Below are 26,380 nucleotides of genomic sequence, written 5' to 3' on the forward strand. Positions count from 1 at the left end.
ATGATAACTGGAGCTTTGCGTGGTATGCACCCCCGGAAAGCATTGCTTTGGCTTATTGTACTGCTGGCTGTTCCGGCCTTTTTCATGTATCTTGGTTTGCAGCCGTTTATTCCGGACGAGGCTATCCGGGCGCTTGTCGCACAGGAGATGATCCACAGCGGCGATTACCTCACCCCCACCCTGGGCGGCGATATCTATCTGAAAAAGCCTCCGCTCTACAACTGGATCATCGCGCTGGCCTTTCAGCTCACAGGCAAGCAGAACGAGTTTGTGATGCGCCTGCCCATGCTGGTTTTTCTTTTCCTCTTCACATGCTCCATCTACAAACTGCTCGCCGGCGAGCGTGGACACAAACAAGCCCTGCTGGTCGCCCTGCTCTTCATGACCAACGGCAGAATTCTGTTTTATGAATCGCTTCATGGGCTGATCGATATTGCTTTTTCGTGGCTGGTTTACCTGTTTTTTATCCTGAGCTACAAGCTGATGCGCCGCGGTAAGTACCTGGAGATGTATTTGATCAGCTACGCACTCATGGCCATAGCCTACCTGATGAAAGGCCTGCCCAGCCTGGTGTTTGTCGCAATTACGCTGCTTGTGCTCCACGGCCTTTTTGGCAGGTTTAAATTGCTTTTCAGCTGGAAACACCTGTCAGGCGTGGCATTGATGGGTTTGATCCTGGGCAGCTACTACCTGGTTTATTTTTCCCGCAATCCGGTGGAGCCATCGGAGGTGTTCAAGGTCCTTCTGGGCGAAACCACACGCCGCACCGTCCTGCGTTTCGGCTGGCTGGCCACAGTGAAAAACCTGTTCGTCTTCCCCTTCAACATGACCTACCACTTCCTTCCGTGGAGCTTTCTGCTGGTGCTGATGTTTACCAAAGGTTCGCTTCAAACCATAAAAAATGACATCTTCCTGAAATACAACGCATTGATTATCATTTTCAATATCCTACCCTACTGGACTTCACCAGAGGTACATCCAAGATATATCCTGATGCTTGTGCCTCCGATGATGACCCTGCTTGTGGCGCGATATACCGAGCTGAAAGACCGGCATGCCCCTGTGGTACAATGGGTGGAATGGATGCTGGGTGGCGCACTGATCATCATCACGCTCGCCTCATGGACACCCATGCTGGTAGAGCCAACCAAAGATTTTGCACACATCGGCCTGATATCGGCCACCCTCTTTACTGCCCTGGCTGCACTCACCATAGCCTATTTCCGCACACCCGCCTACAGGCTGATGCTGCTTGTTGCGGCCCTACTTGTGCTGCGCATCGGGTTGAACCTTACCGTTTTACCGGCAAGAGCCTTGCTTTCGAAAAGCTTCGAAAGCCGTGAGCTCGCCCGCCAGGTGGGCGAACTCACCAAGGGACATCCGCTGCATGTATGGTGGAATCCCGACAAACCGCTCGATCCTTACTACGGCCGCAAACGTACTGCATACGCTTTCATGTTTTACGCCAACGAGGTGCGCGGCGACCGCATGCTGTTCAGCTCCGAAAAAAAACCTGACGCCTACTACCTGGCTCGAAAATCGGACTTTTCGCCCCGCGAAGCCTTTGTGGTGAAACGCCTCAGTCCTGCCGAAGAAGCCAAAGACTTGTTCCTGATCAAATTCTTTCCCGAAGTGGCAAAGTGATGTAACATACAATTTTACCTCACGGCAAGGATCAATCCCCTCCAAATGCGACCAGCCTGTCCAACCAAAGCATAAACTGCTTCAAAAAAAATCAGGTATTACGATTTTGGCAGAAGGGTAAGTTTTTCAGGCACCAGAAGCGTAATTCAGCCTTTTAACGTGAATGGTCTCACGATGCAAACCCTGTTGAAAATTCCATGCCGGATTGTTGAAAAAATTCGATTTAAAGCATGTAACGTTTTTATCTTATTGTTTATCAGCGTTTTGTAACAACATGACGGCTTGAAGTAAGGATTTGCAGACCTGATAAACCTTCGTGACAAGTCGGTAAAACCTCGTGACAAGTCGGTAAAACCTCGTGACGGGTCGGTAAAACCTCGTGACAGGTCGGTAAAACCTCGTGACGAGTCGGTAAAACCTCGTGACGAGTCGGTAAAACCTCGTGACGAGTCGGTAAAACCTCGTGACGAGTCGGTAAAACCTCGTGACAGGGCGGTAAAACTTCGTGACAGGGCGGTAAAGCTTTATGGAGGCTCTGGTTTTGAGTGGGCAGGCGAGGAGATGTGCATGAGGCACGGCAATTAAGCAGTAGTTATGTTTTATTTTCGTAACCCTTCGGCCATGAGCGTGTTGCTTGTTATTTAGGATTTTTTATCGGGAGTAGTTTGTACAGTTGGTTGGCCGGGTGGTCTGGAAGCACCTCGAGGGTATGGCTGAGCCAGCCAAAAGGTTCTACTTCATTGAGTTTGCATGTGGCTAACAAGGAATAAATCATGGCTGCGCGCTTTGCTCCCTCATGCGAGCCTGCAAACAGATAATTTTTTCGGCCAAAGGCTACAGGACGTATGGTGTTTTCAATCAGGTTGTTGTCCATTTGATATCGTCCGTCATCGAGGTATCTTATCAGTCTTGGCCAAAGGGTCAACATGTAAGTGATGGCCTGGCCAATGGCGCTTTTGGGCAAGACACAGGCATGTTGCTCACTGAGCCACCGATGCAACTGCTCAAGCACAGGTTGGGCCTGTTGTTGTCTGAGGATTTTTATCTCATCATGGTTCAGGTGATTCTCTTTTGCCATGCGCTCAATCTGGTATAGCTTGCCTATGAGCAACAGGGCAGTTTCAGCCCGTTGGCTGTCGTTATCCAATGCCTTTTCAAAATTGCGTCTGGCATGTGCCATGCAGGCAAGTTGCAAGATATGGCCTTTGAAAGCGAGCTTTGACTTTGACCGCTTTGCTTCCACTGCTCAACCAACAAAAACATTTTGGCTTTGCGCTCTTTACGAATCACATCCCAAAAATTTTATACGCAAATATCTGCAAACCAACCCCGTCCTAAAAATATGTTTATGGCCGAAGGGTTACAGTTATTCAGAATAAAGTAAATAATAATAACAATAGCTTTAATATTTTGAAATGTTACTTTTAACAGGTATTCAACGATATTCATACTTGGTTGGATTTTGAGCTATAAATTTAAAAATGTTTTAATCAAAGAGAACATACATTTTTGAGCTTATTAAGTCTCACCAACATTCCCCCACCAGTCCGCTTTATCCCTACCTTTGCAGTGCGAAACATGAAAGTATCCGACAACGAAATTCTGGCAGCTGCCGACATCATCCGCAAGGGCGGGCTGGTAGCTTTTCCGACCGAGACCGTATATGGCCTTGGCGCCAATGCATTGGATGCCAATGCAGTGGCCAGGATATTTGCGATCAAGGAACGGCCATCCTTCGATCCGCTTATTGTCCATATCGCCTCGGTTGACACTGTTGCGCATCTTATGCTGGGTTTTGATGAAAGGGTGAACCTGCTGGCGCGCGCTTTCTGGCCTGGGCCGCTGACCATTGTGGTACCAAAAAACAACAGCATTCCGGATATCGTGACGGCAGGGCTGCCCAATGTTGGTCTCAGGATGCCTGCCAACGATGTCGCGCTCAGGCTCATCGAAGCTGCAGGCTGTCCGGTAGCCGCTCCCAGCGCCAACAAATTTGGTCAGCTCAGCCCTACACAGGCCGGGCATGTCCGCAAGGCTTTTCCCGCTTTGAAGCATGTGCTCGACGGCGGGCCATGCAGGGTGGGGGTCGAATCAACGGTTGTTGCGCTCGATGCCCGGGGGTTCCTCATCCTGCGGCCGGGAGCCATCACCCGAGAGATGTTGCAAAAACATGTGCCTGCCTCACCTGCCACAGGGGTAAGTGTGCTGGAGGCGGCTTCGCCGGGCCATATGCCCTCGCATTACAGCCCGACCAAACCTCTCTTTATCGAAGGCATTCATCAGTTGCCGGCCGACACCTCCGGGGCGGCATATCTTTCGGCCGATGGAAGAATTCCGCAAGGCTATGCCCATGTCGAGATACTGTCGGCTAAAGGGAGCCTGAATGAGGTTGCTGTCAACCTTTTTGGCGCCTTGCACCGCATGGAAGAAGCTGAGGTTGAATTCATTGTAGCCCAGACTGTGGAACCGCGGGGTATCGGTCTGGCCATCATGGACAGGCTTCGGAAGGCGGCACACCGTTTCCACAAGGATTGATCAATAAAGCCCACTTTCACATCCTTTCTAAAACGTTTCTGTTAATGTTATTTTTTTCACATCTACTTCAGTTTTAAAGGTGGTTACCGCCTGATTTTTTGATATTTTTGGCACATAAAGATCAACAAGAGTTAATTTAATAACACCAAAGCCATGACAAAGCACGTAATGATCATTTTGGTTGGCATGCGCAACGATGCTGCCGAGAAAGTGCAGAAGATTCTGACAGGATGGGGATGTTTCATCAAGACCCGTCTCGGGCTGCATGAGGATGTGCTGGAAAATTGCACCCAGACCGGACTGATTTTCCTCGAACTGGTTGGCGAAAAAGAAAAACTTCAGGAGATGGAGCGCAAGCTCAACCTCATTCCATCGGTCGATGCCCAACTGATGACCCTGACCATTTCGGACAAAGATTAAGCCACAAAGTTCTTTGGTTGGGTGGTGCTTCAACCAAACAAACCGACGGTGAACCTTTAACTGGTTTGCGTGCAGCAATCCGCGCCAATCAGCCAGATCAGTGTCACCGTGTCCCGGCCTCAGACGGGATCAGCGTTCCCATGAGAATAGAACACAGATGACACAGATCGAACAGATGATCACAGATTAAAAACAGCGCCAATCAGCCAGATCAGTGTCACCGTGTCCCGGCCTCAGACGGGATCAGCGTTCCCATGAGAATAGAACACAGATGACACAGATCGAACAGATGATCACAGATTAAAAACAGCGCCAATCAGCCAGATAAGTGTCACCGTGTCCCGGCCTTAGACGGGATCAGCGTTCCAAATTTAAGGAAGTCACACTCTCCCAGTCGCCCAGTCGCCCCCTCGCCCCCTCGCCCAGTCGCCCCGTCTCCCCCTCGCCCCGTCTCCCCCTCGCCCCCTCGCCCAGTCGCCCTCTGCGAATCAATCCTTATCTTTGCCAAAAAAAGAATGAAGCAGGCCATAAGCTCCGATTTTAAACTGGGTATTCTTGGCGGAGGCCAGTTGGGCAAGATGCTTTGCCAGGCCACAAGCACCTGGGACATAGCCACATGGGTACTCGATCCCGATCCGGAGGCATCCGCAGCCGAAGTCTGCACACGTTTTATCAATGGCTCTTTCCGCGATTATGACACGGTGCTGAGTTTTGGGCGCCAGGTTGACCTGCTCACGATAGAAATCGAAGGTGTGAACATCGAAGCTGTGGAGCAGCTCGAGCGCGAAGGCATCCCCATGTATCCCGAGCCACGCTGCCTGCGGATCATCCGCGATAAGGGCCTGCAAAAGCTTTTTTACACCGAAAACCACCTGCCTACCGCCCCTTTCCGGTTGTTCGAAACGGCCGATGAGGTGCGCGCTGCAGTTGCTGACGGAAGCCTCAGCCTGCCATTTGTGCAGAAAACCAGGCTTGCGGGTTACGACGGGCAGGGCGTGAAGGTCGTTGCTACGCCATCCGACCTGGAGTCGTTGTTCGATGTTCCTTCGCTGGCTGAAGATTTTATTGAGAATGCGCTCGAGATTGCTGTGATTGTCTCGCGCAACAGAAGCGGTGAGCTGGCTGTTTATCCTGCGGTGGAGATGATTTTCAATCCTGTGGCCAATCTGGTGGAGTATTTGCTTTCGCCTGCCCGCATCGGCGAACAGCTCAGCCGTCAGGCCGCGGAGATTGCCGTCGAAACCGCCAAAGCTTTTGGAATAACCGGTTTGCTGGCTGTGGAAATGTTTGTGGACAGCGCAGGCCGCATTTTCATCAACGAAGTAGCACCCCGTCCGCACAACAGCGGGCACCACACCATCGAGAGTGCAATCACCTCACAATACGAGCAACACCTGCGGGCTATTCTGGGTTTGCATCCGGGTTCCACGCGCCTCACCTCGCCTGCCGTGATGGTCAATATCCTCGGTCAGCCGGGCTATGCAGGACCGGCCATTTACGACGGGCTCAACGAGGTGCTGGCCATCGAAGGCGTCAAACTGCACATCTACGGTAAGAAGACTACCCGTCCCTTCCGCAAAATGGGCCATGCCACCATCCTCGATCCCGATCTTGCTACCGCATTGTCCAAAGCCGGAACCGTGCTCAGGAGGCTGAGAGTAATTAGTTGAAATGCAATACTTTACTCCTCAATGGTGATCGAAAGAATCTTGTCGCCCTGTCGGATGCTGTCGATCACATCCACATTTTCGATCACCTTACCGAATACGGTATGTTTGCGGTCGAGGTGGGCTGTATTGCGCCGGTTGTGGCAGATAAAAAACTGTGAGCCACCGGTGTTTCGGCCGGCATGAGCCATCGAAAGCACCCCACGGTCGTGGTATTGTTTTTTTCCATCCGTTTCACAGGGAATGCGGTAACCCGGACCACCCGTTCCATCACCTCTGGGGCATCCCCCCTGCACTACGAAATCCGGAATCACCCTGTGAAAAGTCAGACCATCGTAAAAACCCGATTTGGCCAGCTTTACAAAGTTTGCCACCGTGCCTGGCGCATCATCCTCAAACAGTTCGATGACCATGGTGCCCTTGTCGGTTACCATTGTTGCTTTCATGCGTATGATATTGTTTTACAATGAATTATTTAACGAAACGAAGCGATTTATGCCACCGGACTTTGCCGCCAAACAGCGGCTTGTTTTTGTCGAGCGAGAGCCACACAAATACGGCTTTACCCACGATATGATCTTCGGGTACAAAGCCCCAGAAACGGGAGTCGGCCGAGTTGTGGCGATTGTCGCCCATCATCCAGTAATAGTTCTGGGCAAATGTGTATTGCGTAGTTTCCACGTCATCCACAAAGATTTTTTCGCCCTCGGTGCGGAGTTTGTGGCCTTCGTACGCCGTGATGATGCGCTCGTAAAGCGGCAGGGTGCTGGCATTGAGCGCCACAGTTTTTCCTTTTGAAGGTATCTCGAGCGGGCCAAAATTGTCCACGTTCCAGGGATAACGGGCATCGTGCGGGAAGATTTCCGGATTCCATTCGCCGGCTTCATCCGTGAGCATCTGCACCTGCTTTACATTCGGCAGCTGCTGCAGCTCTTTTGCCACGGCCGGTGTGGTCCAGAACACATATTCCCCGTTTTGCATGCCCAGCCTGCCCTCGGTGATGTCATATTTATCCAGCACGCGCTGGTTGATGGGACTGCCATCGGTGAGAATGCTGTACCTGAATTGCAATTGACCGGGCGTCGGGTTTGGCTGACCATTCACGAACAGCTCTGCGTTTCGTATTTCGATGACATCGCCTGGCATGCCCACACACCTTTTAATGTAATTCTCCCTTTTGTCAACCGGACGGCTGGTGATTTCGCCGAAGTTGCGTTTGTCGCTCCACACCCGTTCGCGGCCATATTGTCTCACAAGCTGATAATAGCTCACATTGCTCTGAAACTTCAGGCTCAGCGTATCGCCGTCGGGATAGTTGAACACCACGGCATCGTTGCGCTGCACCTGTCCGAGACCCGGGAATCGGTAGTAAGGCCAGCTGACCCATTCCACATACGATTTGGCTGTTTCGCTCCAGGGCAAGGTGTGGTGCACAAACGGAAACGCCAAAGGGGTATTGGGCAGGCGAGGCCCGTAGCTCAACTTGCTCACAAACAGAAAGTCGCCAACCAGCAGCGACTTTTCCATACTCGAGGTGGGAATGGTATAAGCTTCGAACAGGAACATGCGAATGATGCTGGCAGCAACCACGGCAAACACGATGGCATCGAGCCACTCGCGCACAGGCGTCTTTTTCGGACGCTCTGTGACGGCAGGGTCAAGATATGGGAGCTGTTGGGCTGCCACACGCGGCAGATAAACAAACGGCAGGGCTGCGGCTGCCAGATGCTGCAGAAAACCTTCCTTGCCAAAACACCGCACCAGCTCGATGAGCATGAGCCAATACACGAAAATATTCAGAAACGGAACCAGCATCAGGGCAAGCCACCACCAGGGCTTCTTGATGATTTTCAGCAGGATGAAGAGGTTGTAGTAGGGCACAGCCGACATCCAGCCCTTGTATCCGGCCTTTTCGTAAAGCTTCCAGCCAAACACATTAAATACTGTAAGCAGTGCCGGAACCAATAAAATAAAACTAATCATGCGGCGGAAATTTTGAGGGCGAAGTTAACAAAGTATTAAGGGTGTTCGGGCAGGGCGCTGTTAATTATTCATAACCAAAGCTGTAGCCTGATTCAATAGCCAAGCAGGTCTTCCATGGTAAAGATTCCGGTTTTGCCAAGCACAAATTCTGCTGCCAGCACTGCGCCCAACGCAAAGCCCTCCCGGCTGAAGGCCTCGTGCCTCAGCACAATCTGATCCGAAGCCGAGGTGGCTATCACCTCGTGAATACCTTTAACCTCACCTTCGCGTATGGCTTCCACCGGAAGGACGGAGGCTTGTGCATCGTTACCAAGCTGCCAGCTTTCAAGACCTTCTACCCTGGCAATCAGATCGTTGGCAAGCTGTACGGCTGTTCCGCTGGGGGCATCGAGTTTGTGCACATGATGCACTTCCCGAATGCGCAGTTTGTAGTCGGTGCCATTGACCAACCAGGCCAGCTGCCGGTTAAGCCTGAACACGATGTTCATTCCGATGGAAAAATTCGGGGCATGGAACAAGGTGCCGTTGTGCTCCATCACCAGCATTTTAACCTCATCGAGGTGCTGCTGCCAGCCTGTGGTGCCCACCACAACAGGCCATCCCATGGTGATACAGCGTCGTATGTTTTCCAAAGCAGCCTCAGGCGAACTGAAATCAATGCACACATCTGCACTGATGTCCGGAGGGATGTCGTGCCATTGGGAGGCATTGTCGATTACCAGCGCAATCTGATGTCCTCTGGAAAGGCATTGGTGTTCAACCATTTTGCCCATCTTTCCGTAGCCGGAGAGCACAATATTCATAGGCTTAGAATTTTAAACGTACACTGATGCCTGCAGGCAAGGCTGCCATTGGCGAAGCCGGCATTGTTGGGGCGAGCTGCATTCCCGGCCTGATCTGGAGGACAAGGTCTTCGCTGACGTCGTAGTAAAAAAAGTGTGCATCTACCGTGGCATCAATGATATTCAGTGCATACCACACGCCCAGGAGCAGAAAACTTACCTCCATATTGCGCCGGTAGTAGTCGCGTATGGTGATGATGTCGTTGGCCGGATACTTGATATACTTGTTGTCGGTGGGGTAGGTCTCGCCCTGCGAAACATAAGTAAACGCCTCGCGGGCCATGCGGTATTCGTTGCGGTTGAGGATGCCTGCATAGGTAAACGCCCCGATACCTGCATACACTATGGGCACTTTCCAGTATTTGCGGTTGTAAATCTGTCCCAGCCCGGGCAGCACGGCCGAATAGACGCTTGCCTTGTGCGGCGAATGCTGATTAGCCGAAGCAAGCGTGTCGTTTGCAGGCTTTTGCGCCCTGACGGGAACCAAAGCCAGCAAAAGAATAAGCAGCAGCCACGATGGTTTATTCATCCGAACCAAGTGCGTTCAGGAGGCCGAGCAGGTTTTCGAGCTGACCATCATTGTCAAACGCAATGGATAACGCACCTTTTCCTTTGGGATTGCGTTTGATTTCTATTTTGGCGCCTATCTTTCTTGAGAGTTCGGCTGCCTTGTCTTTGTACACAGCGGGAACAGCCTGCACGGGAGCTTTTGCTTTGTTGCCCTGCGGATTGCTCAGGTCGCGCACCATTTTCTCCACCTGGCGCACGTTGAGCTCTTTTTCGATGATTTGCTGAAGGATAAGCAGCTGTTTTACAGGGTCTTCGATATTGATCAATGCGCGGGCATGCCCCATGGTGATATGTCCGTCGCGGAGTGCAATCTGCACTTCGGGCGGCAGCTTGAGCAGCCGGAGGAAATTGGCAATGGTGGTACGGCCTTTACCTACCTTTTCGCTGAGTTGCTCCTGTGTGAGCTGGCATTCTTCCATGAGGCGCTGGTAGCTGATGGCCACCTCTATGGCGTTGAGGTTTTCGCGGTGGATGTTCTCGATGAGGGCCATCTCGAGCATCTGCTCATCGTTGGCAACCCTGATGAATACCGGTATGGTAGTCAGGCCGGCCAGTTTAGATGCACGCAAACGTCGTTCTCCGCTGATCAGCTGATACTTATCAAAACCCAGTTTGCGCACGGTCACCGGCTGGATCACTCCCTGAGCTTTGATGGAGGCGGCCAGTTCGCGCAGGGCCATATCGTCGAAATCGGTGCGCGGCTGAAAGGGATTGGTCTCGATTTTGTCAATATCAATCTCGGCCGTTGCACCTACCACATAGTTACCGGCGATATCTTCGGACGTGATGTCGGTTTCGGGGCTTTGCAGAATAGCCTCAAGTCCGCGGCCCAGCCCCCTTTTTTTTGTCTTGTCAGCGCTCACTTGCTTTCCTCCTCAGTTTTTGCGACCATTTTATTCTTTACGAGAATTTCTCTGGCAAGGTTCAGATAATTGATGGCGCCCGTGCTGGCGGCATCGTGCATGATGATGGTTTCGCCGTGGCTGGGCGCTTCGCTCAGGCGGGTGTTGCGGGCAACGATGGTGTCGAAAACAAGCTGCTGGAAGTGGGTTTTCACCTCCTCCACCACCTGACGCGAAAGCCTCAGGCGCGAGTCGAACATGGTCAGCAGTATGCCCTCGATGTCGAGCTGGGGGTTCAGGCGGGTTTGCACAATCTTGATGGTATTAAGCAGCTTGCCGAGTCCTTCGAGGGCAAAATATTCGCATTGCACGGGGATGATAACCGAGTCGGATGCGGTGAGGGCATTCACCGTGATCAACCCGAGCGAGGGCGAGCAGTCGATGAGCACAAAGTCGTAATCGTTTTTCACTTTGTCGATCACCTGCTTCATCATCTTCTCGCGGTTTGGCAGATTGATCATCTCAATCTCCGCGCCTACCAGGTCGATATGGGCAGGAAGCAGCATCAGGTTGGGCGTGGTTGTTTCGAGCGTTGCCACCGAAGGTTCCACCCCGTCCATGATGCATTCGTACACGCTGTTTTCGATTTCCTTTGGGTCGTAGCCCAATCCCGAAGTAGCGTTGGCCTGCGGGTCGGCATCCACAAGCAAGGTACGAAACTCAAGCACCGCGAAGCTGGCTGCCAGGTTGATGGCAGTGGTTGTTTTGCCTACCCCGCCCTTTTGGTTTGCTATGGCAATGGTTTTACCCATGATGTTGTACTTCAGCTTGTTAAAGTAATTTTGTCGCAAAATTCGTCCGGAGGCAAAGTTAGTGCTTTTGCACAAGCTCTGTCACGCTCCCGGCAAAAAGCCGGTGCGTTTGAAAACTAATCTGAAGTATATTTCGGGATGACAGTGGCGGATAGCCGACTTAAAGATCCTCAAATTCAATGTCGGCCTGGTCGATGCCGTAGTTTTCGGGCAGCTCTCCGGTTTCAATAAAATGTATGCTTTCCTGCAGACCTTTGATAAACTTTTCAAAGTCTTCCCGGTACAGAAAAATCTTGTGTTTCTCGTAAATAAACCGCCCCAGTTCGTTGCTAAACTTGCGCTTGCTTTCAGTGATGGTGATGTATTTGTCGTCGCCCCGCGTAACCTTGACGTCGAAGAAATAGGTTCGTTTTCCGGCTTTCACTGCACGCGAAAAAATTCCATCCCTGTTGTCGTGCCTGTATTCAGCGTCCATTTGCTTACTGTTTTCCTTAGCTCTGTTGCCGAAACAAAAGTAAAAAATCTTCCTTACGTCAGGCCAGCAGGTAAAAAATACCGGCCTTTTGTTTTGTTAAGTCTTTTCTTATTTCCGGTATTCCGGTTAGCTTGGCCATCTTATCTGGATTCATTCTAAAAATGCCTATTTTTGCAGCCTGAAATTGAACAAAAAGCATCATTATTTCCTTTTGATGACAAAAACATTCTTGTATGGCCACATTTGAAATTGTGATGCCCAAGATGGGCGAAAGTGTTATTGAAGCCACCATCACCAAATGGCTCAAACAACCCGGCGATATGGTGTCGGAAGACGACCCGATCGTTGAGATTGCCACCGACAAGGTGGACAGCGAGATCCCCTCGCCCGTCGAAGGCAAGCTGATCAAGCAATTATATAAGGAGGGTGACGTGGTTGCCGTTGGCCTGCCTATTGCGGTCATCTCGCTCGATGGCGAAGATGCTGTTGCAGGTGAAGATGCGCCGGCCGCTCCGCAGCCTGAGGCAATACCCGGCGCCGAACTCATTGCCGGAGGCACTGCAGCAGCCGATGTGCCTGCACCGGTGAGCACCCCCGGAAGATTTTATTCGCCCCTGGTCAAGAGCATTGCCAAAGCCGAAAACATCGGCCAGGAGGAGCTCGACCGCATTCCGGGATCGGGCAAGGACGGACGCGTGACCAAGGAAGACGTACTCAACTATCTCAAAAACAGGTCACAAGCTCCCCAGCCAGTGGCCGCCACACCCGCACCGGCACCTCAAGCTGCTTCCGCACCGGCCCCTGCCCCGGCAAAACCTGCCCAGAAGATCGAAGCTCCGAAGGTGGTCACCGAAGCCGGCGACCAGATTGTGGAAATGGACCGCATGCGCCGCATCATCGCCGACCACATGGTGATGTCGAAGCATGTGTCGCCACACGTTACCAGCTTTATCGATGTGGACGTGACCAATATCGTAAACTGGCGCAACAGGGTGAAGGACAGCTTCTTCAAACGCGAAGGCGAAAAAATCACCTACACCCCGATCTTCTTCGAAGCCGCAGCCAAAGCCCTGAAAGAATTTCCTCAGATCAACGCCTCGGTTGACGGTTACAACATCATCCTGCGCAAGAACATCAACATCGGCATGGCCACAGCCCTGCCCAACGGCAACCTGATTGTGCCGGTAATCAAAAATGTGGACGAAAAAAGCCTGCTCGGCATCACCAAATCGGTGAACGACCTGGCAAATCGCGCAAGGGCCAACAAGCTCCTGCCCGACGAAATTCAGGGCGGCACCTTTACCATCACCAATTTCGGCACCTTCGACAGCATCACGGGCACACCCATCATCAATCAGCCTCAGGTGGCAATCCTGGCTGTAGGTGCCATCCGCAAGCAACCCGCTGTGATCGAAACCGAATTCGGCGATGTGATTGCAATCCGCCACATCATGATCCTGGCGCTGGCTTACGACCACAGGATTGTGGATGGCGCTCTGGGCGGCATGTTCCTCAAAAAGATGAAACAGCTGCTCGAAGGGTTCAATCCCGAACGGGAAATCTAAGTCATTAAAAATCAATATCACAGGGTTAGCCCTTGGCTGACCCTGTTTTTTTTCAAACCGTCTGCATGAAGATCAACCTGAAGCGTCCCCTTGCCTTTTTCGACCTCGAAACCACCGGGCTCAACATCATCACCGACCGCATCATCGAAATCAGCATCCTGAAGGTGCACCCCGATGGCCAGGAGGAAATTAAGACCTGGAGGGTCAATCCCGGCGTGCCCATCCCTCCCTCCTCTACTGCTTTCCATGGCATCACCGACGAAGATGTGAAAGATCTCCCGGGTTTCGCTTCCATTGCTCACGATGTGGCACGTTTTCTCGAAGGTTGCGACCTGGCAGGGTACAATGCCATCAAATTCGATCTGCCCCTGCTGGTCGAAGAGTTTTTGCGCTACGACATCCCCTTCGATGTTTCCAACCGCCATCTTATTGACGTGCAGAACATTTTCATGAAAATGGAACCAAGAAACCTCAGGGGAGCCTACCGGTTTTACTGCCAGAAAGAACTCACCGATGCCCATTCGGCCGAGGCCGACACCCGTGCCACATTTGAAATACTCAAAGCACAACTCGCCCGATATCAGGACGCGGAATATACCGACCCTGCCGGCAAGACTTCCAGACCAGTAGAAAACGACGTGCGCAAACTGCATGAGTTTTCGGCACATCACCGCAATGCCGACCTCAACGGGCAGATTATTTACGACGCCCAAAACCGGGAAGTTTTTAACTTCGGCAAGCACAAAGGTAAACGCGTGGAGGACGTGTTTCGCGATGAGCCTTCGTATTACGACTGGATGATGAAGGGTGAGTTTCCGTTGTTTACAAAAAAACTGATCACAGCCATCCGCCTGCGCATGAAAGGCGGACAGGTGCGAATGACCAACAAAAAACAGGAATGATATGAAAATCATCTGCATCGGACGCAACTATGCCGAACACGCCCGCGAGCTGAACAACCCGCTCCCGGCCAAGCCTGTGTTTTTCATGAAACCCGACACAGCCCTGCTCCCGCCCCACAACCCATTTTTTCTGCCCGACTTCTCGAACGAGATTCACTACGAAACCGAACTCGTCCTGCGCATCTGCAAGCACGGTCGCAGCATCGAAAAGCAGTTCGCGTATAAATACTACGACGCCATCGGGGTTGGAATCGATTTCACTGCGCGCGACCTTCAGGCCGAATGCAAGCAAAAAGGCCTTCCCTGGGAAGTGGCCAAGGCTTTCGACTTTTCGGCTCCCGTGAGCCGCTTCCTGCCAAAGGAACAGTTTGCCGACCTGAGCAATATCCGTTTCGGCCTGAAAATCAATGGCGAATGGCGGCAACAAGGCAACAGCCGCGATATGATCTTCAGTTTCGACCACATCATATCCTACGTTTCGCAGTTTATCACCCTGCGCGAAGGCGACTACATCTTTACCGGCACACCCGAAGGCGTGGGGCAAACCCAGATCAACGACCGCTTTGAATTGTTCATTGAAGATCAGCTCATGCTGACATTCAATGTGAAATAATTCATAAACAGATATTTACGGCGATAGCCCGCTTTTTTTCAGGCTTTGCTGACAGCCAGCCTGAGCCAAACTCAGAGGGTAAAGCGGAAGGTGTTTTTTATTTCCAGGTCGTTAGGCTTCTTGCCGCCCACAGGTTGAGAGCGGTAGAAAAACTCTGCACTCATCACAAACAGCCAACGCTCGTTGAGCGGGGTGCTCATGCTCATGTTGAGCGAATAGCGGTAATTGCTGAAATCGTTCAGGGCCGGCTGGAAGTAGTTCACCATATTGAAACTGAGGTTTTTGCCCGGATCCCACAGCAGCGAGAGGTAGGAAGAGGAGCGCATGAGGCTCGAAGTTTGCCTGGGCCTGGTCGAATAACTCTCGTGTTCGAGAAATACCCCGGTTCCCAGAAACAGGCGCACCTTGGCACGCGACTTCCATGCGCTGTCGGCAAGGTTCACAGGGTTGAACCTGAACCCCCCTCCCAGCAGCGTGCGGCTGCGCAGCAGGATGAACTCGTCGAATTGTTGCTGCAGATAGCCCTCGGCCATCATGACGGCTTTGTCGTCGAGGTCGTGGATGGCGCGAAAATGCACAAAGCCTTTGTGTGCTGAGGTTTTGCCCGACGATGTGCGCAGGTTGTATTCCAGAATGGTAAAATAGTCGGTGCGCGGTCCGTTGTAGTCCATCCTGAACCTGTCGGTCAGTTCCAGATAATTGGTGTTTCCACTGGCAATGTTGAGGCCGAAGGCATTGGTAAACATGAAGCCTTCGCGGGTGTTGTCGCGGTAATACCTTTCAATATTCACCTGGCTCATGGCCGAAAACGACCACAAGACCAGCAAAAGAATGGCAATTCGCTTCATCGCATGTCAACTACATCGATGCCAGGATAATCGGCCGGATTGAAAGTGAAGAAGTTTCGCGGAAGGGTGGCATTGGGCGTCATGCGGCTGAGGTCGTAAATAAACTGGTTGCCGCCATTATCGAAGATCACAAGGCGCGACAGTTGCTCCGCGGCTTCGCGTACACCTACAATCACTTTGGGAAACTTGCTGCCGGCTTGAGCTTTCAATTCAATGGTTTTCAGTCCTTTGGCCTGATTATCTTTATCACTGCCAAAGGAAGCCTTATAATCCTTTGCATAGGTAGTGAGGAGGTTGGTTGGGCTCAATGCCTCGTCGCCCTGACCTGCATTGCTCACCATTACCTCATTGCTTTCGGGGAGGTAGGTCCAGACAGTCTTTCCATCGCTGACGATGGTTTGCCCGTCGATGAGCACTTTATAGGCATCCCCGTTGAGGAAGAGGGTACCGTTCTTTTTTTCGTTGATTCCCGCCCTGGTGTTGATCATCTGGTAGGTGAAATCGATCTTGAGGTTAGGGGTGTTGCGGGTTTTGTCGATCACAGCGTTAAGGAGCTGATCGGCGTTTTTTTGGGCCATTAGCTGCTGAACCTGGAAAATTGCCCCGAAAAGGAGCATGAAAAAGATCAAACGCTTCATTATTTTTCGTTGTTCGTACGACTGTAGTAATCCTTCAAAAACTGTTCCAAAGCCATCGTGCCGTTCACTTTTACTTCGCGAGCCTTCGATCCTTCGAACGGACCTACGATGCCGGCGGCTTCGAGCTGATCGATGATGCGGGCGGCGCGGTTGTAACCAAGCTTGAGTTTGCGCTGAAGCAGCGAGGTCGAACCCTGTTGGGTTTCGACGATGACGCGGGCAGCATCTTCAAAAAGCGGGTCACGTTCGCCCAAATCGAGCACTTCGCCCACTTCGTCCTGTTCATCCGCATATTCTGGCAGATGAAATGCATCGGGATAGCCTCGTTGCGATCCGATGTAATCGGTAAGACGCTCTACCTCAGGTGTATCAATAAAGGCGCATTGCAGGCGGATGAGGTCGCTGCCGGTGCTGAGCAGCATATCGCCCCGGCCTACAAGCTGGTCGGCGCCGCCGGTGTCGAGAATGGTGCGCGAGTCGGTGCGCGAGATCACCCTGAATGCAATCCGTGCAGGGAAGTTGGCCTTGATGGTACCTGTGATGATATTCACCGTAGGACGCTGGGTGGCGATGATAAGGTGGATACCCACCGCACGGGCCAGCTGCGCCAGCCGGGTGATCGGACCTTCAACTTCCTTGCCGGCAGTCATGATGAGGTCGGCAAACTCGTCAATAATCAGCACGATATACGGCAGAAAACGGTGTCCTTCGTTGGGGTTGAGTTTTCTCGACCGGAACTTCTCGTTGTATTCCTTGATGTTGCGCACCTGGGCATCCTTAAGCAGCTCGTAGCGGTTGTCCATCTCGATGGTGAGCGAGTTGAGGGTGCGCACCACCTTGCGGGTATCGGTGATGATGGCCTCTTCCGAATCGGGCAGTTTGGCCAGAAAATGCCGCTCGATACGGCTGTATAGGTTCAGCTCCACCTTTTTCGGGTCAACCATCACAAACTTAAGCTCCGACGGGTGCTTGGTGTAAAGCAGCGAAGTGATGATCGCATTGAGGCCCACCGATTTACCCTGACCGGTGGCCCCTGCCATGAGGATGTGGGGCATGCGGGTAAGGTCGGCCACAAAGCTCTCGTTGGCTATGGTTTTTCCCAGGCCGAACGGAAGCTCGTAATTGCCCGACCTGAAACGCTCTGATGCAATGATGCTGCGCATCGAAACGATTTCGGGTTTCATATTGGGCACCTCGATACCCACCGTGCCTTTGCCGGGGATGGGTGCAATGATGCGGATACCCAGGGCCGACAAGCTCAGCGCAATATCGTCTTCCAAACCCTTGATGCGGCTGATGCGGATGCCGGGCGCAGGAACAATCTCGTACAAGGTGACCGTTGGTCCGATGGTTGCCTTGATTTTTTCGATCCCGATGGAATAGTTTGCCAGGGTTTCGACAATGCGCTTTTTATTTGCTTCGAGTTCCGACCGCTCAACAGTGATGGTGCCGTCGCCGTATTCGAAGAGCAGCTCAATCGGGGGGAATTTATAATCGGGCAGGTCGAGACGGGGGTCGTACAAGGTATCCAGGGTCTGGCGTTCGATGGAACCTTTCTTGCGTTGATTTTCCTCAGGCTTATTGGCATTGGCCACCTCAAGGGGCAATTCGTCCACAGGTGCAGCAGCGGGTTTGTCAGCAACAACAGCTGCAACGGTCGGCTCAAGCTCAAGCTCTATGGGCTTGTTGGTCGGCCTGACAGACACCTCTTCAATTTTTGATTCTTCATCCTCCACGGCATATTCCACCGTGTTGTACAGGTCTCCCTTTTCGTCGGCAACACCGGTGCGGGCAGGTTGATCTTCCGGCTTTGGCTTTTTACCGAAAGTAATAGCAAAAGTCCAGATTATGAATACGATAAGAATGAACAGGATGACCATCATCAAGCCTGGTTTACCCAGAATTGCTGAAAGGTAGTCGCGGACAAAAAGGCCTGTGAGTCCGCCCAAAGTATTCAGAGGATGGTTGGGAAACAAGGTGGCCAGCAGCAGTGGCAGCCAGAGCAGGCTCATCACTGCATATTTCCAGATTCCCCAGCCACCCAGCAAGTTGCGTTTGAATACCAGCCTGTAGCCGATCAGAAAAGACAGAAAAGGCAGGAAAAAGGCACCCAGTCCGAACCCTTCTTTAACAAGGAGCTGACTCAGGAATGCCCCCAGGTTACCCATCCAGTTGTTGATTTGCAATCCCTTTTCGGTGAGCACCAGGCGCACGGGAAGGTCGCTGAAATAATCGTCGGTGAGTTCGCCAAACCAGTTGATGTAGAACGAAACGAAGGCAAGAGCCAGGTAGGCCGAGGCAAACAAAAAGAAGATGCCGGTGGCCTGTGTGGTACGCGGCCCCATGCGGAGGATGGGAAGCTTACGCTTAGGCTTCGGAGGTTTTGGCGTTGCGGCCTTTTTTTTGTTTTCAGGCACAGCAGCACCTGCCGGCGCTGTTGTGCTGCTGTCGGGTGCGGTTTGTTCTAATAGCTTGTTTACTGGCCTGGCCATGCCACGGTATGCTTTAGCGGGCAAAATTAAGCAATTCCGTTTGCCGGCGACTTATACCAGTGCAGGACAATGGGATAGTGCACTTTCAATTGTGATATCTTTGTGCCGATCAACAGCAAAAACCATGACAACACAGCCACATGCCCTGGTGGGAATAATTATGGGATCGGACAGCGACCTGCCTGTAATGCGCGAAGCTGCTATTCAGCTCGATGGGTTTGGTATTCCGTGGGAGATGCGCGTTGTTTCGGCACACCGCACACCCGAATGGATGGTGGAATATGCCAAAACTGCCGCCGGTCGTGGGCTGAAGGTTATCATAGCCGGTGCCGGGGGTGCTGCACACCTGCCGGGCATGGTTGCCAGCCTGACGCCGCTGCCCGTAATCGGCGTGCCGGTAAAATCGTCCAACTCCATCGAAGGCATCGACTCTTTGCTTTCCATTGTGCAGATGCCCAAAGGCATACCCGTGGCCACCGTGGCCATCAACGGCGCTGCCAATGCCGGATTGCTCGCAGCCAGAATACTGGCTTCGGCCGACTCGAGTATCCGACAGAAAATGGAAGAATTTATGAAGCGGCAAACCCAGGCTGTGCTGGAGAAAGCCGCCAACGAACTGAAGATCTGACCTTTAGATGGTTCGTTAAATGAAATCCGATGCCCTGCGCATCACTTCCCTGCCGAACGGGTATAGATGTTTTGCATATTGCGGTAACCCGGCCTGTCGAGGTACCAGTCGGGGTAGAGCTGCCCGCCCGATTGTGCCCAGTCGGCAAAACGCAGGTGGGTAAGCAGGATGTCGGCCTTTTCCACAGGATAATCGAAGGTCACGGGAATCTCAATGGCCCAGGGCAGGCTGCTTCCAGTTTTATAGTATTTTCCCGTGGCGCTGTTGCTGGCATCGTCGGAAGTTCCAAAATAGGCCGGATTGGCAAGTGCGGTAGGCGCATGATCGGGCAGGTGAACCTCCTTGCCCCTGTCGCCCCCAACGATGATAAACGGGTTGAATGGCGCCTGACCGAAAACAGCCTGCGGCTGCGATAAGGTCATGAACATGCTGAGGGTATCGGTAAGCAGATACGGTTGCTCAGGCACCGTGTTGATAAAGGTTTCCGAAGGATAAATGGTGTTGATGGCGTCCATGACAATCCACACCGTCTGGCTGCTGTGGCCGGCTTCGAAGCCTTTGGGATCGGTAGTGATGTAATTTGAGGCAATTGTACCGCCTGTTACAGAAGCCACATGTTCGGGCGCAATATCGAAAGCCACGGCAAAGCCGTTATCAAACCCGGCCCCGGCAGCCATCAGCCGGAACTTTCCTTCCACATCCACCAACTGGTTCTGTGCGTTGGTCACCATCCTGAAATTGGCAATCACAACCACATCGTTGAAGTCGAAATCGCCAAGCGAAGGCCAGAGGTCTTCGAAAGCAAAGGTGGTGAAAGTATTTTCGGCCGGATACCACGAAACGAATGCCCTCAGCGGATCGTTGGGAAAAGCATCCAGGTCGTCGGGCACACCATCGTTGTCGGTGTCGATGATGGCCACAGCGCCCAGTCCTTCGGGATTGCAGGCGGTGATGGGCAGGAAGTTTTGCTCGTTGCCCGGACTAACCACGGTAGCTCCATTGACAAAATGCTGGCTTACAGGCGTTCCCGGCAGGATATTCAACAAAGGTGTCGAAGCTTCGATGGCTCCCCTGACCTGCACGCCCGACATGGTGAACGAGGTGGTTGCCTTGATGGTATTGAGCTGCCCGTTGCCGTTGATGGTCCGGTAAAGCACAAACTGCGGGGTGGAAAGCATGCTGCCGTCGTTGAGATTGAATCCAGCACCTCCGTTTATCTGAATCATTACGGCACTGCTAAGGTAACCCGAGTTGAATGCAGTGGTGCCCGAATTCACCTCGGCCTTGCCTTGCACTACAATCTTGCAATTGTTGAATACCGTGCTCGACGAATTGATGTTGAACCTTCCGGCAACACTGATGCTTCCATTGTTGGTAAATACCCTGCCTGAGTTGATGTTCAGGTCGCCGGATTCGGCACTCAGTGTGGCGATACTCCCGTTGTTGGTGAACGTAGAATTGCCATTGATGCTCAGCCTGTTGGTTTGTATTTCGAACAAACCCTCATTGATGCAGGTGCTGCCGTTGAATTCACAAAAGGTGCCTGCAACGGCCGTTCCAAAGTTCTCGAACCTGGCTACATTGTTGAATTTGAGCCAGGTAGCTGAACTTATTGTGCCGTAGTTGGTGATGGTTGCACCGTTGCAATCAATTTTGGATTGGGTTGTAAAAGCGCCAAGGTTGACAAAAGGTTCCGACAGACTTTGAATTACAGCCTCCTGACTCACCTGGATAGTTCCATGGTTGAGCAATACCCCGGTTGTGGAAATATTGCCGTTGATATTCAGGGTGGCATTGGCATACACTTTCACGCTGTTGCTGTTGCCCCACATGGATATTGAACCCGTAGTAAGGCTGCCGGAGCCGGTAACAACGATATGGCAGTTGGTGCCCAGGGAAATATTCTGATTGATGTTGGCCGTGCCACAAACCTTGAGGGTGCCCCCACCGTTCCAGCTCTGAAAATTGACTGTCCCGTCGAATGTGCCTGTTACACAATATGTTTTGCCGTTACCGATATTTACCTGTCCACTGCCCGAGATCACTTCGTCGCACACATCGCAGCCCGGACCAGGGTCAGGTTCCGGGATTCCAACCGACTTGAGCTGACTGATTTTAGCCGGGGGAAACCTGTACACCAGTTGGTTGCCGCTGAGGGTAAGCTGCTGCATCATCTGCTCGCCGGTGCTGGTATGCAATACCAGAAAGAGCGACTGCAGGTGTGCAGGCACATTGAGCGTCTGCTCAAAATCCTGTTGTGAATTCAGGCTGCCCGAAACAAGCTGTACCCCGCCCGCAAAGGGATTGCCACTGTAAATGCTTATACGCGATTGCAGGGGGTAATATCCCGTTTGGGGAAGCCCGATTTTGACCGTTACCGGTTTGGTATTGGACCAGGTGAAGCCGGCCGGTACTTTCAAATCGCGGGTGGAACCGGTCTTCTTGACAAAATCCGCATCCTTGCGGCATCCCCAACTGAAAATCATCAGCATGGAAAGGAATGCCAGACCTAAGCTATGAGCGCGCATTGGATTAGTTTTTTAATTCGATATTCAAATTTCGTGCAAAACAATATCATATTGATATTCAGCACTATAATCAGAATCTAAGTGGTAAGTGAGTACAAAATTCAGCCTCGGTTTCCAATATTGGGATACGTGCTGAATAGCGGGCAGAAAATCAGCTGTTGGTGACCGGGATGCCCAGGGCTTTCTGCAACTGAGGCACAGCCATTTTTCCGGCTTCGTAGCCAATGTCGAAGATTTCCTGGGCTTTATCGAATTCGAAAGTGGTGTAGTTTCTTGCCTCCGGCGGGTCGATCAGCAGGTGGCAATCGGGAAGCTGATCACGCAAGGTGTTTTGCACAGCAATGAAAAGGCAGCGCTCGCCCACCTGTCGCATGGTTTTGAAACTGCCATTGCTCATCACAGTGTGGTTGGAATTGACACCAACGATCAACCTTCCCTTTTTCTTCAGGCACGAAATTGGAAGGTTCAGGGTGAGTCCGCCGTCCACGTACTGGTATTTTCCGATGCGGACGGGTTCGAAAATGATGGGAATGGACGAGGAGGCCATGACCGCCCGTGCAAGATTGCCCTTACGAATCAGCTCGTTTTGCCCGGTATTGAGGTTGGTCACCGAAACGATGAGCGGAATCAGCAACTTTTCGAAGCTGTTGTGCGGGATGAACTTGTGAAGCTGTTCTTCGAGCACTTTAAGGCTGCCTATCCCACCTTTGAGACCGAGCCATTGCGGAAACGAAAAAAAGTCGGGCAATTTGATGGCTTTGAGCATGTCGTCGGGCGACACTCCGGCACAATACAACGCGCCCACGATGCTGCCCATACTTGCTCCGGCCACTTCCAGCGGAACCAGGCCGGCCTCGTTGAACGCCTTGAGCACCCCGGCATGCACAATGCCACGGGCACCACCCCCACTGAGCGAAATGGCAAATGAACTGAATTGTTCTTCGTTTTGCTGCATAATAAAAAAAGCGACTACCCAAAGATAGCCGCTTTTATGCTTGGGTTGCACTTCGCCAGGTGTTATGCCTTGATCATGGTTAAAATCATTTTGAAGGCCTGCACCGCATGCAAGGCATGCGGCACATTGGCCGGCATGATGACACTTTGACCGGCACTGACTTCCAGGGGATTGCCTCCGATCGTGATCACAGCTTTCCCTTCGATCACCTGAACCAGCGCATCAAAGGGAGCGGTGTGTTCCGAAAGCCCCTGGCCCTGGTCGAAGGCAAACAGGCTGACATTGCCTTTTTCATTTTTCATCACCTGCCGACTTACCACTGCACCACTTTGATATTCAATGGAATCGACAAAGTCGAAAACCTTTGCGGTTTCGAAAAATTTTTGAGCTTGCATGCGAAGGATAGATATTTAGTTTTTGAAGAATACAGGTTTGTAGGTCAGCATAAGCCAGGCCCAGTTGGTAGTGTTTTCGTAGTTGCCGCCCCGAAGTTGCTGCAGCGTGGCCGTGCCGAACATATGCGAATAACCTGCCTGCAGATTGGCCTGATCGTTGATCTTGTAATTGAGGCTAAAGTCGATCTCGGTGCCCAGACCGGCAGGCATGGTTTCGCCTCCCGGACCTGGCTTGACCACATCGGCAGCAGCAGAGAACATATGCGCTGTGAGGGCAAGCACGGTTTTGCCATTTTTTCCTGAAAGACCGAGATAAAGGTCATTCAGGCCAACGCTGTTGAGGTGGTTACCCACATAGAAGAAGTTCATGAAACCATTGAATTTGTGGTTGGTGCCATAGAAGGGGTTGAAGCTCTTATTGGTGTATCCGGTAGGGTCGGCGGCCTTGTCCTTCATGCTTGTACCCGAAAGGTGCTCAAAACCAAGGGTACCGGTCAAGCGGCTGTTGAGCTTGTAGTCGGCTGCTGCCAGGAAGTTCATGGCCGAAAGCTCGCGTTCGGTCACATCTTTTCCGCCGGTGTAGTAAAAATTGCCCTGCAGGGACAGCTTCTTTTCACTATAAGTGAGTCTGGTGCCTGCAGTCTGGCTGAATACGGTTTTGTAGCGCTCTTTGCCGTTCTCGGTGTAGATCTTTTCCATACCGTTGTTCAGGAACAGGATGCTCATGCCGACTTTACCAAGTTTTCGGTTGTACCACATGAACTGCATGCTTTTGTAGCTTCCCGGCAGTGCATAACGGGTGCCGGCGAGCAGGTCGGCTGTTTGGTTAAACGCAAATCCGAGGTGCAGCTTGAAGTCTTTTTCATACTTAAACAATGCGAGGTCGTGTGCCCTGGCCTGCTGTGCCCATTCCACATTACCCAGAATGCGGGCATCGTCGTAGTTAAGCTCCTGTCGTCCGGCCTTGACCGAGAAACCATCGGCAAACATCCATTCGGCCCAGGCCTGATGCACCATCACCCTGTTGCCTGTAATTCCCAGCTGGGGCGTTTCGCCCCAGAAGCGTACTTCCTGCAAGCTCAGGCCGGCTTTAAAATGATCCGACTTGTGTTCCAGATTGAGCCGGCTGCGCTGCGATACCTGAAAAGCAGCCTTGGCCGTGTCGGCCATGAGGGTTTTGAATCCATGGCGGTATTCGGCTCTCGGCCTGAACTCGCCCGAAATGGTGGTTTGCGCCAGCATCCAGGCCGGCAACACAAATAAAACAATGGTAGCAATAACGTTTTGTTTCATGGTGTTTGGGTTTTTAGGTATAACGGTATTGATTTTCCTGTTTTTGAGCAAATATTATTTTCAAGGTGATTTCAACTCTTCAACTTACAGATAATCGGCCAGGGTGTTTCTGTTCAGGTGGTCGCGAAAGTCCTGGGTCATTTTGCGGGTAACGTTGTCCATGATGCAACGGTTGAACGGGCAGATATGCTTGTCGTGCGGACAGCTGGTTACCTCAATTTTACCTTCGATGGACTCATAAATTTCGAGCAGGGTAATGTCTTTGGGGTCGCGTTTCAGGGTAAATCCGCCGCTTGGGCCGCGCAGTGACTCAAGAAAACCGTCTTTCACCAGGCGCTGAAAGATTTTGGCCACATGGTGCTTCGAACTTTTGGTTACTTCAGCTATCTGGAGCACATTGGTCACACCCTCGTTTTTGGCCACGACAATCATCCCATGCAGTGCAATGGAGGCAGCTTCGGTTAGTGTTACAATCTTTGTCATCGCCTTTTTAGTAATTAAATACCAAAATTAGGCACTTTTTATGAAAGTCAAGCAACGGTACCCGTTTTTTTTATCGGATGATGAATTTTGACCTCAGGCCATCGCTCGTTGTGAGCAAAAAGACACCTTTACCGATGCCGGGAAAACTTACCTGGCCGGAAGACAGCTGTTTGGTGGCAATGAGGCGGCCTGTGAGGTCGTACAGGCTGATTCTTCGTGGTTTATCATCCGGCAAGGTAATTTCGACACCTTGCCCGGTTTGACGCAGGCCGACTGGTCTGGGGTTCAGGGCAAGCTGCTGACCGGTTGAGGTGACCAGCCCGTTGATGGTATATTGTTTGAAAAAGCGCCAGATTTCTTCGCTGGCGCTGAAGTCCATATTGGTGATGTTGATGTTGATCGGGGCACCGGGCCAGGAATGGCCGCCTCCGAGCACCTTATAATGAATGATGCTGGTGCCGTTCTGCCCCCCAGCGTAGGTATGCCTTTCGGCGGTGCAGCCATCGTTGGGATTGATGTCGGGCAAAGGATAGATCTCCGGTGTGGAGGATGTGCCATTGAAGCCCACCCAGAAGTTGAGCAGGTTTTGCACCGGGGCAAAGAAAAAGTTTCCGTTGTAGGGCACGGTGGCATCGGCAGTGCCATGAATCTGCATCACGGCAAGCGGGCGTTGGGGCTGACATGCTCCCAGGTTGATATTGGTCATGGTGCCGGTTACTGAGGCGATAGCTGCGATGCGATTGCCAAGTTGGCATGCCAGCTGGAAGCTCATAAATCCCCCATTGCTCATTCCGGTGGCATACACCCTGGCAGGGTCGATATTCAGGCTTGCGGAGAGGGTATCAATGAGTGAAGAGATGAAACCCACATCATCCACGTTGGAGGTGCCAAAGGTATTCCAGTGCAGGGTATTCGAGAAGTCGGGGGTGCCATTGGGATGCACAATCAGGAAACCGGCAGTGTCGGCAATGGGCTTAAAATTTGAGTAGAGCTCCTGCTCGATATTGTTCGAACCGTAACCGTGCAGGTTTATAATTAAAGGAGTCGGCACTGCAGCATTGTATGCAGGCGGAACATACACCCGGTAGGTACGTTGCAATCCGCCATGGACAAAACCTCCTGTAAGTGTTGTTTGCGATGAGGCTTTACCCGGGGTCAGGCAAATAAGCAGAAGAAGCAGCAGGTATGGTTTGAACAAAGGGAGCATGTTTTTTTTGGCAAATGTAATGATCCTTTGGCGCATGAGCTGT

The 26,380-nt window shown here is 52.0% G+C and carries 26 protein-coding genes; 8 read left to right on the top strand and 18 right to left on the bottom strand.

What is annotated here, in order from left to right; genetic code table 11:
- Window positions 1–1,644, top strand: a complete 1,644-nt coding sequence (locus tag IPM52_06160; GenBank protein MBK9291190.1) for a glycosyltransferase family 39 protein — start codon at window positions 1–3, stop codon at window positions 1,642–1,644.
- Between the two features lie 637 nt (window positions 1,645–2,281).
- On the opposite strand, the gene IPM52_06165 is transcribed toward IPM52_06160, so the two are convergent.
- Window positions 2,282–2,824 (bottom strand): IS66 family transposase, encoded by a 543-nt coding sequence (locus IPM52_06165; GenBank protein MBK9291191.1) that lies wholly within the window; start codon window positions 2,822–2,824, stop codon window positions 2,282–2,284.
- A 398-nt stretch (window positions 2,825–3,222) separates the two neighbouring features.
- Here IPM52_06165 and IPM52_06170 point away from each other — a divergent pair, with 398 nt between their 5' ends.
- The 3 genes from IPM52_06170 to IPM52_06180 all read left to right on the top strand — a co-directional run bounded on the left by IPM52_06170 (window position 3,223) and on the right by IPM52_06180 (window position 6,269).
- Entirely contained in the window at window positions 3,223–4,179 is a 957-nt protein-coding gene (locus IPM52_06170) for a threonylcarbamoyl-AMP synthase (protein ID MBK9291192.1), read from the top strand.
- Window positions 4,180–4,332: 153 nt separating this feature from the next.
- Window positions 4,333–4,599 carry a hypothetical protein gene (locus IPM52_06175; GenBank protein ID MBK9291193.1) on the top strand — a complete coding sequence of 89 codons (267 nt, stop codon included), beginning with the start codon at window positions 4,333–4,335 and terminating at the stop codon, window positions 4,597–4,599.
- A 515-nt stretch (window positions 4,600–5,114) separates the two neighbouring features.
- Window positions 5,115–6,269, top strand: a complete 1,155-nt coding sequence (locus IPM52_06180; protein ID MBK9291194.1) for a 5-(carboxyamino)imidazole ribonucleotide synthase — start codon at window positions 5,115–5,117, stop codon at window positions 6,267–6,269.
- A gap of 11 nt (window positions 6,270–6,280) precedes the next feature.
- Here IPM52_06180 and IPM52_06185 read toward each other — a convergent pair whose 3' ends face one another.
- From IPM52_06185 to IPM52_06220, 8 genes are all read right to left on the bottom strand, one after another.
- Complete coding sequence (locus IPM52_06185; GenBank protein MBK9291195.1) at window positions 6,281–6,712, bottom strand: peptidylprolyl isomerase; 432 nt, start codon at window positions 6,710–6,712, stop codon at window positions 6,281–6,283.
- Window positions 6,713–6,737: 25 nt separating this feature from the next.
- Window positions 6,738–8,042: a signal peptidase I gene (gene lepB, locus IPM52_06190; protein MBK9291196.1), complete on the bottom strand. Its 1,305-nt coding sequence runs from the start codon at window positions 8,040–8,042 to the stop codon at window positions 6,738–6,740.
- A gap of 299 nt (window positions 8,043–8,341) precedes the next feature.
- A complete protein-coding gene (gene dapB / locus IPM52_06195) occupies window positions 8,342–9,052 on the bottom strand; it encodes a 4-hydroxy-tetrahydrodipicolinate reductase (protein ID MBK9291197.1) in 711 nt (236 codons plus the stop codon).
- A 4-nt stretch (window positions 9,053–9,056) separates the two neighbouring features.
- Entirely contained in the window at window positions 9,057–9,620 is a 564-nt protein-coding gene (locus IPM52_06200; GenBank protein MBK9291198.1) for a hypothetical protein, read from the bottom strand.
- On the bottom strand, window positions 9,613–10,524 hold the full coding sequence (locus IPM52_06205; GenBank protein MBK9291199.1) for a ParB/RepB/Spo0J family partition protein: 912 nt from the start codon (window positions 10,522–10,524) through the stop codon (window positions 9,613–9,615). The genes IPM52_06200 and IPM52_06205 overlap by 8 nt, the downstream gene beginning before the upstream one ends.
- Window positions 10,521–11,315: a ParA family protein gene (locus IPM52_06210; GenBank protein MBK9291200.1), complete on the bottom strand. Its 795-nt coding sequence runs from the start codon at window positions 11,313–11,315 to the stop codon at window positions 10,521–10,523. The genes IPM52_06205 and IPM52_06210 overlap by 4 nt, the downstream gene beginning before the upstream one ends.
- Window positions 11,316–11,475: 160 nt before the next feature.
- Window positions 11,476–11,790: a DUF3276 family protein gene (locus IPM52_06215; GenBank protein MBK9291201.1), complete on the bottom strand. Its 315-nt coding sequence runs from the start codon at window positions 11,788–11,790 to the stop codon at window positions 11,476–11,478.
- Window positions 11,791–11,848: 58 nt separating this feature from the next.
- Complete coding sequence (locus IPM52_06220; protein MBK9291202.1) at window positions 11,849–11,992, bottom strand: hypothetical protein; 144 nt, start codon at window positions 11,990–11,992, stop codon at window positions 11,849–11,851.
- 31 nt (window positions 11,993–12,023) lie between these two features.
- Here IPM52_06220 and IPM52_06225 point away from each other — a divergent pair, with 31 nt between their 5' ends.
- The 3 genes from IPM52_06225 (at window position 12,024) to IPM52_06235 (ending at window position 14,870) form a co-directional block, all read left to right on the top strand.
- Window positions 12,024–13,355 (top strand): 2-oxo acid dehydrogenase subunit E2, encoded by a 1,332-nt coding sequence (locus IPM52_06225; protein ID MBK9291203.1) that lies wholly within the window; start codon window positions 12,024–12,026, stop codon window positions 13,353–13,355.
- Window positions 13,356–13,420: 65 nt separating this feature from the next.
- Entirely contained in the window at window positions 13,421–14,257 is an 837-nt protein-coding gene (locus IPM52_06230) for a 3'-5' exonuclease (protein MBK9291204.1), read from the top strand.
- Between the two features lies 1 nt (window position 14,258).
- Window positions 14,259–14,870 (top strand): fumarylacetoacetate hydrolase family protein, encoded by a 612-nt coding sequence (locus tag IPM52_06235; GenBank protein ID MBK9291205.1) that lies wholly within the window; start codon window positions 14,259–14,261, stop codon window positions 14,868–14,870.
- A 71-nt stretch (window positions 14,871–14,941) separates the two neighbouring features.
- Here the strand turns inward: IPM52_06235 and IPM52_06240 are convergent, their stop codons facing one another.
- From IPM52_06240 to IPM52_06250, 3 genes are read right to left on the bottom strand one after another with little or no spacing between them, the layout of a single operon-like run.
- Window positions 14,942–15,718 carry a DUF481 domain-containing protein gene (locus tag IPM52_06240; GenBank protein ID MBK9291206.1) on the bottom strand — a complete coding sequence of 259 codons (777 nt, stop codon included), beginning with the start codon at window positions 15,716–15,718 and terminating at the stop codon, window positions 14,942–14,944.
- Window positions 15,715–16,356, bottom strand: a complete 642-nt coding sequence (locus IPM52_06245) for an outer membrane lipoprotein carrier protein LolA (protein MBK9291207.1) — start codon at window positions 16,354–16,356, stop codon at window positions 15,715–15,717. Before IPM52_06245 ends, IPM52_06240 begins: the two co-directional genes overlap by 4 nt.
- Window positions 16,356–18,848 (bottom strand): DNA translocase FtsK 4TM domain-containing protein, encoded by a 2,493-nt coding sequence (locus tag IPM52_06250; protein ID MBK9291208.1) that lies wholly within the window; start codon window positions 18,846–18,848, stop codon window positions 16,356–16,358. Before IPM52_06250 ends, IPM52_06245 begins: the two co-directional genes overlap by 1 nt.
- A 145-nt stretch (window positions 18,849–18,993) precedes the next feature.
- Between IPM52_06250 and purE the strand changes: the two genes are divergently transcribed.
- Window positions 18,994–19,476, top strand: a complete 483-nt coding sequence (purE, locus tag IPM52_06255; GenBank protein ID MBK9291209.1) for a 5-(carboxyamino)imidazole ribonucleotide mutase — start codon at window positions 18,994–18,996, stop codon at window positions 19,474–19,476.
- 41 nt (window positions 19,477–19,517) lie between these two features.
- Here the strand turns inward: purE and IPM52_06260 are convergent, their stop codons facing one another.
- From IPM52_06260 to IPM52_06285, 6 genes are all read right to left on the bottom strand, one after another.
- On the bottom strand, window positions 19,518–22,004 hold the full coding sequence (locus IPM52_06260) for an LruC domain-containing protein (protein ID MBK9291210.1): 2,487 nt from the start codon (window positions 22,002–22,004) through the stop codon (window positions 19,518–19,520).
- A 151-nt stretch (window positions 22,005–22,155) separates the two neighbouring features.
- Entirely contained in the window at window positions 22,156–23,010 is an 855-nt protein-coding gene (locus IPM52_06265; GenBank protein MBK9291211.1) for a patatin-like phospholipase family protein, read from the bottom strand.
- A gap of 11 nt (window positions 23,011–23,021) precedes the next feature.
- Complete coding sequence (locus IPM52_06270) at window positions 23,022–23,354, bottom strand: cupin domain-containing protein (protein ID MBK9291212.1); 333 nt, start codon at window positions 23,352–23,354, stop codon at window positions 23,022–23,024.
- 15 nt (window positions 23,355–23,369) lie between these two features.
- Window positions 23,370–24,647: a hypothetical protein gene (locus IPM52_06275; GenBank protein MBK9291213.1), complete on the bottom strand. Its 1,278-nt coding sequence runs from the start codon at window positions 24,645–24,647 to the stop codon at window positions 23,370–23,372.
- A gap of 84 nt (window positions 24,648–24,731) precedes the next feature.
- Window positions 24,732–25,130 carry an Rrf2 family transcriptional regulator gene (locus tag IPM52_06280; protein MBK9291214.1) on the bottom strand — a complete coding sequence of 133 codons (399 nt, stop codon included), beginning with the start codon at window positions 25,128–25,130 and terminating at the stop codon, window positions 24,732–24,734.
- A 70-nt stretch (window positions 25,131–25,200) separates the two neighbouring features.
- On the bottom strand, window positions 25,201–26,337 hold the full coding sequence (locus IPM52_06285) for a hypothetical protein (protein ID MBK9291215.1): 1,137 nt from the start codon (window positions 26,335–26,337) through the stop codon (window positions 25,201–25,203).
- Window positions 26,338–26,380: the final 43 nt, after the last annotated feature.

It is taken from the genome of Bacteroidota bacterium, assembly GCA_016715945.1.
Lineage (GTDB): Bacteria > Bacteroidota > Bacteroidia > Bacteroidales > F082 > JALNZU01.